Source organism: Neoalteromonas flava (genome assembly GCF_002807685.1).
In the GTDB taxonomy this organism is placed as follows: Bacteria; Pseudomonadota; Gammaproteobacteria; order Enterobacterales; family Alteromonadaceae; genus Alteromonas_E; species Alteromonas_E flava.
Map to the genome: position 1 here is coordinate 358,819 of NZ_PEAX01000001.1, position 13,683 is coordinate 372,501.

Consider the following 13,683-nt stretch of genomic DNA (forward strand, 5'->3'; position numbering starts at 1 on the left):
AATATGCAGCCTTTGGTGATAACGAGTAAAGTAGGCGCGGAGTATAGCCGATAAGGCGTTTGTTGATAAGAGTGAAGTCGCAAAGGATAGAAAAAAATCAATGCTACATGTAGTCGGGAAGCACAAACTATTGCTATTGATAAGCATCGCAATGCTTATCATATCAGCCTGTGCAGAACCGCCACATGTATCTTCATTACAACGCATCTTAGATACTGGCGTATTAAAGGTTGGCACTAATTATGGCCGCACTACGTACTATAACGGCGTATCAGGCAAAGAAGGTTTTGAGTATGAACTGGCGAAAGGATTTGCGGATTATCTAGGCGTTGAGTTAGAAGTCTACCCTTACTATTCAATTGACGATCTATTTCCACAGCTGGCAAATGACCATATTGATGTTGTCGCTGCCGGCATTAGTATGACCCCCCGGCGCTTACAACAGTTTGACTTCGGCCCAGCTTATCAAGACGTGAGTCAGAAACTCGTTTATCTGCAAGGGAATACGCGCCCTCGCGATATTTCCCAACTCAATGGCGAGTTAGTTGTGGTTCAAGGCAGTAGTCACGCCGAAACCCTAGCAGAATTGGATTTGCCTGAAACTCTGCAGTGGCAACAAACGGATGAACGCGATGCAGAAGAATTGCTTGAACTCGTTGCCCAAGGCTTACTGGATTACACTATTGCAGACTCCAATATTCTTGCCATCGTAAGGCGGCGTTACCCGCAGATCAGTATTGGTTTCACCATTGCACAAGAGCAAGGAATTGGGTGGGCGATCAATGCAGATGGAGATGATGCGTTGCGCGCTGCCATGATTGATTATTTTGGCACCATACGTAACAACGGCACATTTACCGTTTTAGAAGATAAATACTTCGGCCATGTACAAAATTTTGATTATGTCGATACGCGCGAATTTATTCGTGCTGCAGAAGATATCCTGCCACCACTCAAGCCACTTTTTCAACAATATGCCGGCAATTTAGACTGGCGATTATTGGCTGCGATGAGCTATCAAGAGAGTCATTGGCAAGCGGATGCGACTTCACCCACAGGCGTCCGTGGCCTAATGATGCTCACTTTAGCCACAGCTGAAGACATGGGTGTTGATTCGCGACTTGATCCAGAGCAGAGCATTCGTGGCGGCGCGCAATACTTTGCTAGTCTACTGCGCCGCGTGCCCGCTCGGATCCAAGAGCCTGATAAGACGTGGTTAGCATTGGCTGCGTATAATGTTGGTTTGGGTCATTTAGAGGACGCCCGCGTGTTAACCCAACGTGCTGGAGGAAACCCTGACATGTGGGTTGACGTTAAACAACATTTACCATTGTTGCGACAGAAGAAGTATTACAAAACGACTCGCTACGGATACGCACGCGGTGACGAGGCAGTAAACTATGTCGATAATATACGCCGCTACTACGACACGTTGGTGTGGTTAGAGCAACACCAAGAAGACAAAATAGAACAAAGTCCTAGCAACAGCCTGGCTAAAGCAACATCACCAAACGAATAACGCTGACAGTTACGTTTTTCTGTCATGACCTGCCTGCAACAATACATAAGTTTGTCATTCCACTGTCACATACTCAACCCATATTGATAAGAACTTAATTCTCTGAATACGGTCTTATCAATTAGCTAAATAGGCACACTTGAAAGTGAAACCGTCAATCCCTACTTAAAGGATTGATGAAGATTGAGCGACAAAGATAATAAATAAGGAGATTTTCATTCTATGCGCAGAAACAAATCACTAAAACGTAAGACGTTGCAATCGAATACCAATCGCCGTTTGCAAATGTTTAAGCGAATGCGAAAAAAGATCCTACAGCGTCGGCGCGAATTTGTTCGGGCAGAGCTTGTACAGCAATGGTCAGTCGCGTGCTGAGTCGCTTTTCAGCCGCTGTTGCTTAAGTTGTTTCTGTTGCCGACGACGTTCACGAAAAAAGTCTGAAAGCAGAGTACTGCACTCACTTTCAAGCACCCCGCCGACTACCTCTACTTGATGATTTAATCGACTGTCCCGCGTTATATCCATGATACTTCCCGCGCAGCCTGTTTTATTATCAAACGCACCGAAAACCAATCGCGCAATACGCGCATGAATCATCAGGCCAGCACACATTGGGCAGGGCTCCAAGGTGACATATAACGTTGTGTCTGGAATACGATAATTACTTAGACGCAGAGCAGCCTGCTGGATTGCCATGACCTCAGCGTGCGCAGCAGGATTATGGCTTTGAATGGGCGAATTCCAGCCCTCGCTCAATAATTGATTATCTTTAACCACTACAGCGCCTACAGGCACTTCCCCAAGATCCCGAGCTCGACACGCTAACTGCAAGGCGTGTTGCATCCAGTATTCGTGGTCATTTTCTTTAATCATTAGTCAATTTTGCCAATTTCTTGTGGTTATTTTTACCAACACTCACGCCAGCTTACTGTATGTCATTGTTTTTATTTATTATTATTTATGGTAAGCGTTTTGCAAATTAGTAGTTCGTATCGAGTGAGTTGCGCACAATAGCACGAAGCCCAATTAGGCAAAATACTCGTTACCCACTAAACTGTATTTACAAGATGACGAGGGAATATCTCATGAACATGACTGCCATAGCGATTGTTGCAATTATCTGTTGGACCATTGTTTCTTTGACTGGTGCAAAGAAGACCAAGAAAAAAGAAAAGCATGATGAGTCAACTATCGCTGAAAATGCAGAGTTACGCGCTAAACTTGATGCCATGCAAGAACGTATCGAAGTGTTAGAGCGAATCGTCACTGATGATAAGTATGATTTGAACCGTCAATTCGAGAACCTGCGTAAAGATTCAGATAAAGCAGCATAACGCCGATTCTACACTTGCTGTAATTGAGAAAAGATGCATTTAGTTGGGGTTTACTGAGGCCAATCAATGACTAATGGTCTGGCTAGCCCCCTTCTAAAATAAAACGCTCAGCGCGCTCAACACGACGCGGTTTTCCGGCCACAATAAGCACATCTCCTGCTTGAACAACCGTGTTAGCGTCTGGCTTTTCGTATTCTGTTTGCTCACGCCGCAATCCCTTTAAGGTAACTCGGATCCTTGATAAATCTAACTCAGCGAGGGTTTTACCGTTGGCATAAGCATCAGGAGCAACAATAACTGGATGTAAAAATTCTAATTTATCTTGCGTGGCAGGATTAATTTCTGTGGTTTCCCCGGGATAAAAACCATGCATATGATCATAACGTCCTTTCCGTTCAGCTCGCACTCGTTTGAGGATCCGCGACATCGGGACACCTGAATAATGCAATAACTGCGAAATCAGCATTAAGCTGCCCTCTTGCAACTCTGGCACCACTTGGGTAGCGCCTGCGTCGTACAGCATACTTAATTGTTTATCTTTGCGCGTACGAACGATGGTTGTCACGTCGGGTTGCAGTTGTTTGGTCACTGCGATTAATTTTTTTGCCTTATCGGGTTGGTCAAATGTAATTAACACCAACTTCGCATGAGCTAGCCCTGCACTATTTAGAATATCTTTCTGAGTCGCGTCACCGAAAATAACCGGCTCTCCTGCTGCTCGACTTTCTTGCACACGGATAGGATCAAAATCCACTGCGATATACTTAATGCCCTCGAGTTTGAGCATTCGCGCACTACTTTGTCCAACTCGACCAAAGCCAATAATGATGACATGATTGGCGACGCCCGCAGTTATGGCATTTATGTCACCGCTAGTATTCAATGCAGATACCAAGTTGCGTTGACTCAGTCGCATAGCAACAGCCATACTTTTTTCAATCAGAAAAGGCGTCACTGCCATACTCAAAATGCCCACACTGACTAAAAAGGATGCCAGCTCACTAGAAATAACTTGATGGCTTACAGCCAAAGTCGCCAACACAAAACTAAATTCTCCCATTTGGCACAATTTGATTGCTGCCGCCCAACTGTCGCGCGAGGCGACTTTGAAAAACCAGGAAGCCAGCTGCATGAGGAGTACTTTAAGAACCAGCATCCCCGCGGTAGCAAGCAATATCCAATACCATTGAGCGAGCAAATAGTTAAGATTAAGTTGCATGCCAACTGTTACAAAGAAAAGCCCCATTAGCATATCCCTAAATGGGCGAATATCAGCTTCAAGTTGGTAACGGTATTGGCTTTCACTTAACATCATGCCGGCTAAAAAAGCTCCCAGCGCCATTGATAGTCCAAACCAATATGTCAAACCCGCAGCTAAAAGGGCTACCACGATAGTCGTTAAAACAAATAGCTCGTCAGTGCGGACTTGGGCAATTTCGCGGAATAAACGCGGCAAGCCCCACTTGCCCACCGACATAAGGATGAATACGACAACGATGCCTTTCAGCAAAGCGAAAGACATCGCTATTGCGAAGCCTCCCTCTGCAGACTCTGACATTAATGGGATTGCGATAAGGAAAGGCACAACTGCCAAGTCTTGAAACAGTAATACACTTATCGCGAGTTGGGTGCGTTGATTGTGAAGGATCCCCATTTCAGCCACTTGCTTTATCACAATCGCGGTCGATGACAAAGCTATCATCCCACCGACAACGATGGCGGCATTAAGCTCAAGACCAAGACCTATGGCAATTAAACTACAGGCCAATGTGGTTAAACCAACTTGCCCGATCCCAACGCCAAATACCATGTGGCGCATCGCGATTAATTTGGGGAGTGAAAACTCTAGTCCCAACGAAAATAATAAGAAAACAATCCCAATTTCTGCCAGTAAATGCATCTGCTCAGGGTGTGTAAACAGCGCAATACCGTTAGGTCCAGCGATAAGCCCAGCAATTAAGTAAGACAATATAGGCGGCAAGCCAATACGCTTTAGTAACCAAATAAGAGTTACCGCAATGACCATCAACACAATTACATTGATAAATTCAGAGGTCAAAACAGGAGCTCCTTATAAGGTTTGGCTTGCTTCTTGCTGACTACAAACTTGAGTTTACGTCAGGGCGAACGGCTGTCAATTTGCTGACACCTCTAGCGTATTGTATTGCCTGGACTAACACAATTGTAAATACCATTTTTGGAGTTGGCTGTGGATTTTACCTATTCTTCAAATCTCGAACGCAATGATAGCCTTGGAGCAAGCGCACTTAGCTCTGTGGCGAGCGTTGAACAGGATTACTCACAACCGCTAACCCATGCAATTGAATACACTGCGTTTCTTAACCTAATGTTGGCGAGTATTGAGCTCGACGAGCTGTGTGAAAACTATTATCAATATCTCGGCGGGAAATTGCCGCTTAAACGGCTAGCTTTCACCCAAGACAAAAACCTACACTGCTGGGGCACAAAAAGTGCGCAACACATAGATATTGTTTTACCCTGCGCGGCCAAAACTAAACATGCGGACGCAAAAGTCAGCGCCATTCAGTACACATTTGCACGTATCCTGAGTATTAGTGAGCAACAAGTTTTACACGACTTGCACACGCATTTTTGTATACCCTTAGGCCATGCCCTGGCCTATCAGCGTCTACTCAATCAAGCGACAACTGACGCGCTTACGGGCTTAACTAATCGTGCGGGGTTCGATCAACAATTACAACGTGCGTTTAGTCAGTTCGAGCGCCATGGTCTTGGATTTGGTTTGCTCGTGGTTGATCTCGATAATTTTAAACAGGTCAATGACCGCTTTGGTCATCTGCAAGGTGACAAAGTATTGCAAGAAGTAGCAGAGCAGCTGCGCGCTTCATTACGCGACGAAGACTTACCATTTCGTTTCGGCGGTGATGAATTTTGTTGTTTAATTAACGCGGCAGATAACGCCCAGCTAGAGCGCGTTGGACAGCGAATATTGAAATCGATGCGTCAATCAGCGCTACTCCACAAACACGGGATCACCGCCAGCATCGGTGGCGCTATCGCAACAGTAAGAGATAATTTAGAGTCATTGTTTTACAAGGCCGACCAAGCCGTATATCGGGTAAAAGCCAGTAATAAAAACGGCGTAGACGTTGCTGCGTAGCTAGTCTAATGGCTTTCGTTTGCCTGCCAATGCAGGTGAACTGTATCAGCATCAATCAGCACTGCTAACAATTGTTGTCCCGCAAAAACACCGAGCACTGACCTACGATGCCATGTGGGAACCTGCCACTCTTTAAACCAAACTTTTAACCGCTTTGCTTGCTGTTGCGAATTAAACGCAAAGTAATGCTCACCGATGTTACTGCGAACGTGCCATTGCACATTCTCGTCGGACATATTTTCAGGCGCACTCAATTGCACCTTTGCCGCTGTACCAGAGCTTAGTAACATTCCTCTTGAAGAGAGCTCGATATGCCACCTTAGCGCCCGACCAAGCGCATCCGTAGTTACCACATTCGCGTTATCTGCACAAAGTACATCGCAGTCTATCGCTTGATAACATTCAGCAAAAGCATATAACGAATCTTTAAACACCCTTACTTCATGGGTCCCCCAAGCGACATGCCCTTGACTATCATTTGAACCAGTCAGAAGTTGGCCAATTTGCAGAAGTACTGCATGACTTGGTAGCGCAATTTTTTGCTGATGTAACCAATAGCGCAGTAAATCATTTTCGAGCTGGCTAGGTAATGCGATAAGCTTAGAGCGATATAACGCACCATTAGCGCTGCTCAGCTCTTTGAGCTTTTCCTCCAACAATAATTCCAAGCTTTCCTGCTGTTCAGCACACAACTGTGCTGTACGCTGCATTGCGGCTTGCATCCCCTCCCAGCGTTCTCGCCAATGTTTTGCCATGACCGGGAACAACGAGTTGCGGATGAAGTTGCGGTCAAAACGCTCATCTTGATTAGATTCATCTTCTATCCAGTGCAAATCGCGTTGTGCTGCATACTCTTCTAGTTCTGCGCGGCTGACTGACAGCAGTGGTCTGCCAAGAAAAAGTGTTTGCGCGCTTAATGTGCGCGTGGTTATGGGTTGCATACCTGCCAATCCCTTCGGTCCACTGCCACGCAGCAGTCGCATTAGTAAAGTTTCGATTTGGTCGTTGCGGTGATGTGCCAGCAACAGCAGTCCATTATGGCTTACATGCTTGGCAAATGCTGCATAGCGCGCAACTCGAGCAGCCTCTTCAAGGCTTTGACGACCTTGGCGGGCGACATTAACCACTTCATTAATGATCGCCAATCCATTACCTCGAACCAATGTCTCGACGTGTTGCTGCCAATCATTTGCGTGTGGGCTGAGCTGATGGTTTATATGAATTATTTTGAGGGTTAGGCCTCTGGCTTTGGCCCAAGGTGCGGCGATATTAAGCAACGCAACACTGTCTAAGCCGCCAGAGCAACCTAGCCAAACTGTATCAACCGGTTCCGCGGTGGGACGCTGTTTAAGATAGGCATCGAAAACGCCTTCAAGATTTGCTTGAAGGCGTTGTAGGATTGATAAGTTAGCAGTATCCAAACGACATTAATCGCTCGTAGCGTTGCTCCAATAGCTCATCGGTGGACAATTCCAGCAATTGCGACAACTGTTGCTTGATTGTCGCTTTCAGATTCGCCGCAGCGCCGTCAAAATCCCGATGTGCTCCACCCAGCGGTTCATCAATAATGGTATTGATCAAACCCAACTCATGAATTTGCTGCGCGCTGACGCCCATCGCTTCAGCTGCGATTGGGGCTTTCTCTGCGCTCTTCCACAAAATCGATGCGCAGCCTTCGGGAGAAATAACCGAATACGTACTGTACTGCAGCATATTGACCCGATCTCCCACACCGATAGCCAAAGCTCCGCCAGAACCGCCTTCACCAATCACGGTGCAAATAACCGGCACTTTAAGCTCGGCCATTTCTTTTAAGTTACGCGCAATCGCTTCGCTTTGACCGCGCTCTTCTGCACCAACGCCAGGATAAGCCCCAGGGGTGTCAATGAAAGTAATAATCGGTAAACCAAAACGCTCTGCCAACTTCATCAAACGCAATGCCTTGCGATATCCTTCGGGTTTCGGCATACCAAAATTGCGTCTGATTTTCTCTTTAGTATCGCGCCCTTTCTGATGCCCAATAATCATGACTGGTTGACCATCAAGTTCAGCTAAACCGCCGACAATAGCCTTATCGTCTGCGTATGCACGATCACCTGCCAGTTCTTGAAAGTCACTAAACAGTCGCTTGACATAATCATGGGTGTAAGGGCGATTAGGGTGGCGCGCAATTTGCGAAATTTGCCAAGCCCCTAAGTTAGAGAAAATCTTTTTCGTTTGCTCTACATTTTTCTCTTGTAAGCGGGTGATTTCCTCTTCGATACTAACGTCGAATTCGCCGTCCTGGTTGACTAACTGCAACTCTTTTATTTTCGCCTCTAACTCGGCGATGGGTTGCTCAAAATCCAAAAAATGTGAGTTCATTCCAAATCCTGTTTTATCGTCGCGTCTTTAGCCTAAATCAGTTACCTAAACTCCAGCGCAATAGACGATTCGCCTACGCACTGTTTGAGTTCATGCAGTAACTGATCGTCTGGCGTGACATACCAATCGGCACCACAGGCAACCGTGACTTCTACGTCAGGGTGGTGCACCACAAAGTGGACTGGACAACTGCCGCCACGATAGTTATCTAATATCTTATGTAGTGTAGACACTGCGTCGAAATTACACCACTCGGCATCAACTTGCAGCGATATCGCGCCCAAATTCGTTTCTCTGGCTGCAACGATATCCATTACGTCTCTGGCGGTAATTGTATTGCCCCCAGAGAATTCATCAAAGCTGACCTGTCCTTTTACCAGCAATATTTTGTCATTTTCCAGCATAGATTCGTATTGTTCATACATATCGGGGAAAAATCGTACATCCATACGGGCACTTTTATCATCTAAGGTAACGATTGCCCAGCGTTTACCCTTTTTATTGGTCATCACCCGCACACCCAACACCAAACCAACGGCAGATGCAACTGCTTCACGACCTGTCGGCTTCAAGTCAACCAAACGACCATCGGTATAATGCGACAATTCTTCAATATATTGATTGATGGGGTGACCAGTAAGGTACAAGCCAAGGGTCTCTTTCTCGCCTTCGAGCCAAATTTTTTCCGACCATTGCGGGACATCAGCAAACGCTTGTTTGACATCATCCGGCTCAGTGGTCAGTAACCCGAACATATCAGATTGCCCATAGGATTCGGCCCGCGCATGCTGATCCGCCGCCGCTAATGCCTCCGGTAATGAAGCCATGATCGCAGCACGATGCGGTCCCAAATTGTCCATCGCACCGGATAACACCAGCTTTTCAAGCACCCGGCGATTTACCTTTTTAATATCAACCTTGGCACAAAAATCAAATAAATCAGTAAAACGACCATGCTTCTCGCGCGCAGCAATAATAGCCTCAATCGGACCTTCACCAACTCCCTTGATTGCACCAATGCCATAAACAATCCGACCTTCAGGATCGACCGTAAACTTATAGCGCCCGCTGTTTAGGTCAGGCGGTAAAAGCGTCAGTCCCATACGGTTACATTCATCGACCAAGGTCACAATCTTATCGGTGTTATCCATATCCGCCGACATAACGGCAGCCATAAACTGAGCGGGGTAATGCGCCTTTAGCCATAAGGTTTGGTAGGACACCAATGCATAAGCGGCGGAGTGTGATTTGTTAAAGCCATAACCGGCAAACTTCTCTACCAAATCGAAGATTTTCATCGCCAAATCAGGGTCAATGTTATTGTCTTTCGCCCCTGCAGCAAATACCTCGCGCTGTTTAGCCATTTCCTCAGGCTTTTTCTTACCCATCGCTCGTCGTAATAAGTCGGCGCCGCCCAGACTGTAACCCGCCATTTCCTGAGCAATCTGCATCACCTGCTCTTGGTATAGAATGATCCCATAGGTTGGTTCTAGGATTGGCTGCAAGCACTCGTGTTGATAGTTTTCATCTGGGTAGGAAATCGCTTCTCGACCATGCTTACGATCAATGAAGTTGTCGACCATGCCTGACTGCAACGGCCCGGGCCTAAACAGTGCTACCAAAGCGATAATATCTTCAAAACAGTCAGGACGAAGGCGTTTGATAAGGTCTTTCATACCCCGTGATTCAAGCTGAAACACCGCTGTAGTTTCAGCTCGCTGCAACATGTCAAAACTGGTTTTATCAACCAAGGGTATCGCGCTGATATCAATCTTTTGACCATCAACCTCACCAATCATTTCAATCGCCCATTGAATGATGGTTAGCGTTCTCAGACCAAGAAAGTCAAATTTTACCAGACCTGCCGTTTCAACATCGTTCTTATCAAACTGAGTGACGGGGTTGTTGCCCTCGTCATCGCAATACAAAGGAGCAAAATCAGTAATTTTAGTCGGCGCAATAACCACCCCACCCGCATGCTTACCAGCATTGCGGGTGACGCCTTCGAGTACGCGCGCCATGGTCATCAATTCTGCAACTTCATCGTCACTGGCTTCCAGCTCGCCTAAGCGCGGCTCTACGTCAAACGCTTTCGCCAGAGTCATGCCAGGATCGGATGGGATCAGTTTACTGATACGATCAACAAATCCATAAGGGTGGCCAAGTACGCGACCAACATCCCGTACAACGGCCTTTGCCGCCATGGTGCCAAAGGTAATGATCTGAGATACCGCATCGCGACCATACATTTGCGCCACGTGATCAATAACTTCATCCCGACGGTCCATGCAGAAATCGACATCAAAATCCGGCATCGAAACCCGCTCAGGGTTGAGGAATCGTTCGAAGAGTAAGTCAAATTCTAGCGGGTCCAGATCAGTAATTGATAACGCGTAAGCAACCAAGGAGCCCGCGCCCGATCCCCGCCCCGGTCCAACCGGAATATCATGATCTTTACTCCACTGGATAAACTCCATAACGATCAGGAAGTAGCCGGGAAATCCCATTTGATTGATTACATCTAGCTCAATTTGCAAGCGTTCGTCGTACTCAGGGCGCTTTTCTTTGCGAACTTGCTCGTCTGGAAACAAAAATTCCAGACGCTTCTCTAAACCCTCACGCGACACCTTGACCAAATAATCCGCATCCGACATACCGCCGGTAGGAAACTTAGGCAAAAAGTATTCGCCCAGCTTAACCGTTACGTTACAGCGCTTAGCTATTTCAACCGTATTTTCAATCGCTTCAGGAATATCCTCAAAAAGTGCCAGCATTTCTGCCGGAGAACGCAGGTATTGTTCAGAGCTGTAGCGCTTGGGTCGACGCTTATCATCAAGCGTGTAACCATCATGAATAGCAACTCGGATTTCGTGTGGCTCAAATCCTTCCTGATCGATAAAACACACCTCATTAGTCGCCACGACTGGCAGGTCCTGCTGTGCTGCGAAAGCGACGGCACTGTGCACATAATCTTCTTCCGACGCACGACCTGTGCGCGTTAGTTCGATATAGAAACGGTCGTTGAAATATTGCTGGTAAAACCCAGCGATTTGACTCGCTAGACTTTGATTGCCCTTAACTAAGGCAATACCTATATCGCCTTGCATTCCACCGGACAATGCAATGATGCCTTGGTTATGATCAGCTAACCACTGCTGATCAATTACTGCGCGGTTATGCAAATAGCCGCGTTTATAGGCTTCTGAGATCAGGTGAGTGATATTTTTATAGCCGGTTTCATCCATCGCTAACAACGTTAAACGGACTAACTGATCCGGCATAAAGGGGCTATTTAACCAGGCATCGACACCGATAATAGGCTTTAATCCCAGCGCATGTGATTCGGAATAAAACTTCACCAGCCCACACATATTCATTTGGTCGGTGATCGCTATCGCTGGCATTCCCATATCTTTAGCTCTGGCCAAAATCGGTTTGACCTTATTGAGGCCATCCATCATGGAAAAGTCACTGTGTACACGAAGATGAATAAAGGACGCTGTGGTCATTGCCTGCGACTGTTCTTCGGCCTGCGTCATGAATTACGTACCTGCTGTAAGTTTGCTAAGGATGGATTGTACTGGTTTAAAACTTTTTCGGTAGCAGTCTAATACACCATGTTGTTCAATGGCAGCAAAATGCGCTTTGGTGGGGTAGCCTTTATGTTTATCAAAACCAAATTCCGGGTGTTTTTCATGCAGTTCCAACATCTCTGCATCACGGGTTACTTTAGCTAAAATTGACGCCGCACCAATTTCCGCATGAATCGCATCGCCTTTCACTACTGCTTCGCTTGCATAGTGCCATTGTGGCAGTCTATTTCCGTCCACTCGCACCCATTCAGGCTGGATGGGTAATGCCTCTACGGCACGCTGCATAGCCAGCATTGATGCGTGAAGAATATTTAAATGGTCGATTTCTGCAGGAGATGCTCTGCCGATTGCCCAACTTAACGCGTGAGCTTTAATTTGCTCAGCCAAAACAATACGCTTTTGTTCAGAAAGTTTTTTCGAATCGGTCAGCCCATCGATGGGATTGTCAGGATCTAAAATAACTGCAGCGGTTACCACATCACCCACCAATGGTCCTCTTCCGACTTCATCAACACCTGCAATACGCTGGTATTCCATCGTTTATAACTCCTCAGCGTTGCTTTGTGTCGGCATGTTCGCCAAGTTCAGAACCGCGGTCGCTGCCTGATGGTCGGCATTGCACTGTAGACTCTGATGAATACGCGTAAACGTTTGTTTTAGCGTGTCACCCTGTGCGCCAAATAGCGGCAATAAGTGCTGCGCCAAATTTTCAGGATTCACATCAGCTTGCAATAATTCAGGCACAAGCGCTTCATCGGCCAACAAATTAGGAAGTGAGAAAAACGCCGGTTTATACAAATACCCCATGATAAAACGGGTCAACTTCGCCATTTTATAAGCCACCACCATTGGACGTTTGCATAACATGGCTTCCAGCGTTGCAGTGCCTGATGCAATGAGCACCGCGTCTGCTGCAAGCAGGCATTCTCGTGATTGCCCATCCACAATGCGTATGTCTAGTAATGAGGTTTCTCTTCCCTGCGTAAATTTGTCTACGATAGCCTGGATCTGTTGATACCTTGCATCATTCGCAGCAGGGATTAAAACCGCAAGCGGCTTATCCAAATCTAACTGGCTCGCCACCAGAAGTGCGGTGGATAAAAAATCGTTGAGTAATGCATTTACCTCACCTTGGCGCGAACCTGGTAATGCCGCCAATACAGTTGCGTCACTTGTCACGCCTAAAATCTTACGCGCGGGTTCTTGCTCAGCATTTAACGGGATAGTATCAGCGAGTGTGTGACCCACAAATTGGTAGGGCACGTTATATTGCTGATATATACCCGCCTCAAAAGGAAATAAACCAAGCACCAAATGGGTGGCCTTAGCAATTTTATGAATGCGCTTCTCACGCCATGCCCAAACCGTAGGGCTAACATAATGGACGGTCTTTATACCTACTTGCTTGAGTACGGTTTCGATGCGTAAATTAAAATCGGGGGCGTCAACGCCAATGAAGACATCCGGTCGGTCATCGGTAAAATGCTCTATCACCTGCCGCTTTACTGCCAGTAAACGCCTGATACGCGACAAAACTTCGACTAGCCCCATAACCGAAAGCTCTTCCATATCGACCAGTGAGTGCATGCCCTGTGCCAGCATGTGACGGCCACCGATACCGCTAAACCGGATGTTGGGGTGTTGAAGTTTGAGCTCGCGCATTAATCCAGCAGCAAGCACATCCCCAGACGGCTCACCGGCGATAATACCGATATGCAATGACGCTGACAT

10 protein-coding genes are annotated in these 13,683 nt (G+C 46.7%); 3 read left to right on the forward strand and 7 right to left on the reverse strand.

All coding sequences use genetic code 11. From position 1 onward, the window contains the following. Positions 1-100 precede the first annotated feature (100 nt). The gene (gene mltF, locus CSH92_RS01715) at positions 101-1,519 is read left to right on the forward strand and encodes a membrane-bound lytic murein transglycosylase MltF (protein ID WP_100655869.1); all 1,419 of its coding nucleotides are present in this window, start codon (positions 101-103) and stop codon (positions 1,517-1,519) included. A gap of 360 nt (positions 1,520-1,879) precedes the next feature. On the opposite strand, the gene tadA is transcribed toward mltF, so the two are convergent. After that, positions 1,880-2,392: a tRNA adenosine(34) deaminase TadA gene (tadA, locus tag CSH92_RS01720; RefSeq protein WP_100655870.1), complete on the reverse strand. Its 513-nt coding sequence runs from the start codon at positions 2,390-2,392 to the stop codon at positions 1,880-1,882. Between the two features lie 212 nt (positions 2,393-2,604). Between tadA and CSH92_RS01725 the strand changes: the two genes are divergently transcribed. Beyond that, a complete protein-coding gene (locus tag CSH92_RS01725) occupies positions 2,605-2,853 on the forward strand; it encodes a hypothetical protein (RefSeq protein ID WP_100655871.1) in 249 nt (82 codons plus the stop codon). An 82-nt stretch (positions 2,854-2,935) separates the two neighbouring features. Here the strand turns inward: CSH92_RS01725 and CSH92_RS01730 are convergent, their stop codons facing one another. After that, positions 2,936-4,879 carry a monovalent cation:proton antiporter family protein gene (locus CSH92_RS01730; RefSeq protein WP_420807486.1) on the reverse strand — a complete coding sequence of 648 codons (1,944 nt, stop codon included), beginning with the start codon at positions 4,877-4,879 and terminating at the stop codon, positions 2,936-2,938. Between the two features lie 183 nt (positions 4,880-5,062). Between CSH92_RS01730 and CSH92_RS01735 the strand changes: the two genes are divergently transcribed. After that, positions 5,063-5,995: a GGDEF domain-containing protein gene (locus CSH92_RS01735; RefSeq protein ID WP_100655873.1), complete on the forward strand. Its 933-nt coding sequence runs from the start codon at positions 5,063-5,065 to the stop codon at positions 5,993-5,995. Between the two features lie 5 nt (positions 5,996-6,000). Here CSH92_RS01735 and tilS read toward each other — a convergent pair whose 3' ends face one another. The 5 genes from tilS to lpxB form a co-directional block, all read right to left on the reverse strand. Next, positions 6,001-7,416, reverse strand: coding sequence for a tRNA lysidine(34) synthetase TilS (gene tilS / locus CSH92_RS01740; RefSeq protein WP_100655874.1), 1,416 nt, complete (start codon positions 7,414-7,416; stop codon positions 6,001-6,003). Next, entirely contained in the window at positions 7,403-8,359 is a 957-nt protein-coding gene (gene accA, locus CSH92_RS01745; protein WP_100655875.1) for an acetyl-CoA carboxylase carboxyl transferase subunit alpha, read from the reverse strand. Before accA ends, tilS begins: the two co-directional genes overlap by 14 nt. Before the next feature lie 41 nt (positions 8,360-8,400). Further along, complete coding sequence (dnaE, locus tag CSH92_RS01750) at positions 8,401-11,820, reverse strand: DNA polymerase III subunit alpha (protein WP_420807487.1); 3,420 nt, start codon at positions 11,818-11,820, stop codon at positions 8,401-8,403. An 81-nt stretch (positions 11,821-11,901) separates the two neighbouring features. Further along, a complete protein-coding gene (rnhB, locus tag CSH92_RS01755; protein ID WP_100655876.1) occupies positions 11,902-12,489 on the reverse strand; it encodes a ribonuclease HII in 588 nt (195 codons plus the stop codon). A 3-nt stretch (positions 12,490-12,492) separates the two neighbouring features. Then, on the reverse strand, positions 12,493-13,683 hold the full coding sequence (lpxB, locus tag CSH92_RS01760) for a lipid-A-disaccharide synthase (protein ID WP_100655877.1): 1,191 nt from the start codon (positions 13,681-13,683) through the stop codon (positions 12,493-12,495).

Coding starts and splice junctions, on each gene's coding strand:
- mltF (WP_100655869.1), top strand. CDS start 101: ATGCTACATGTAGTCGGGAAGCACAAACTATTGCTATTGATAAGCATC.
- tadA (WP_100655870.1), bottom strand. CDS start 2,392: ATGATTAAAGAAAATGACCACGAATACTGGATGCAACACGCCTTGCAG.
- CSH92_RS01725 (WP_100655871.1), top strand. CDS start 2,605: ATGAACATGACTGCCATAGCGATTGTTGCAATTATCTGTTGGACCATT.
- CSH92_RS01730 (WP_420807486.1), bottom strand. CDS start 4,879: ATGGTCATTGCGGTAACTCTTATTTGGTTACTAAAGCGTATTGGCTTG.
- accA (WP_100655875.1), bottom strand. CDS start 8,359: ATGAACTCACATTTTTTGGATTTTGAGCAACCCATCGCCGAGTTAGAG.
- dnaE (WP_420807487.1), bottom strand. CDS start 11,820: ATGATGGATGGCCTCAATAAGGTCAAACCGATTTTGGCCAGAGCTAAA.
- rnhB (WP_100655876.1), bottom strand. CDS start 12,489: ATGGAATACCAGCGTATTGCAGGTGTTGATGAAGTCGGAAGAGGACCA.
- lpxB (WP_100655877.1), bottom strand. CDS start 13,683: ATGTCAGCGTCATTGCATATCGGTATTATCGCCGGTGAGCCGTCTGGG.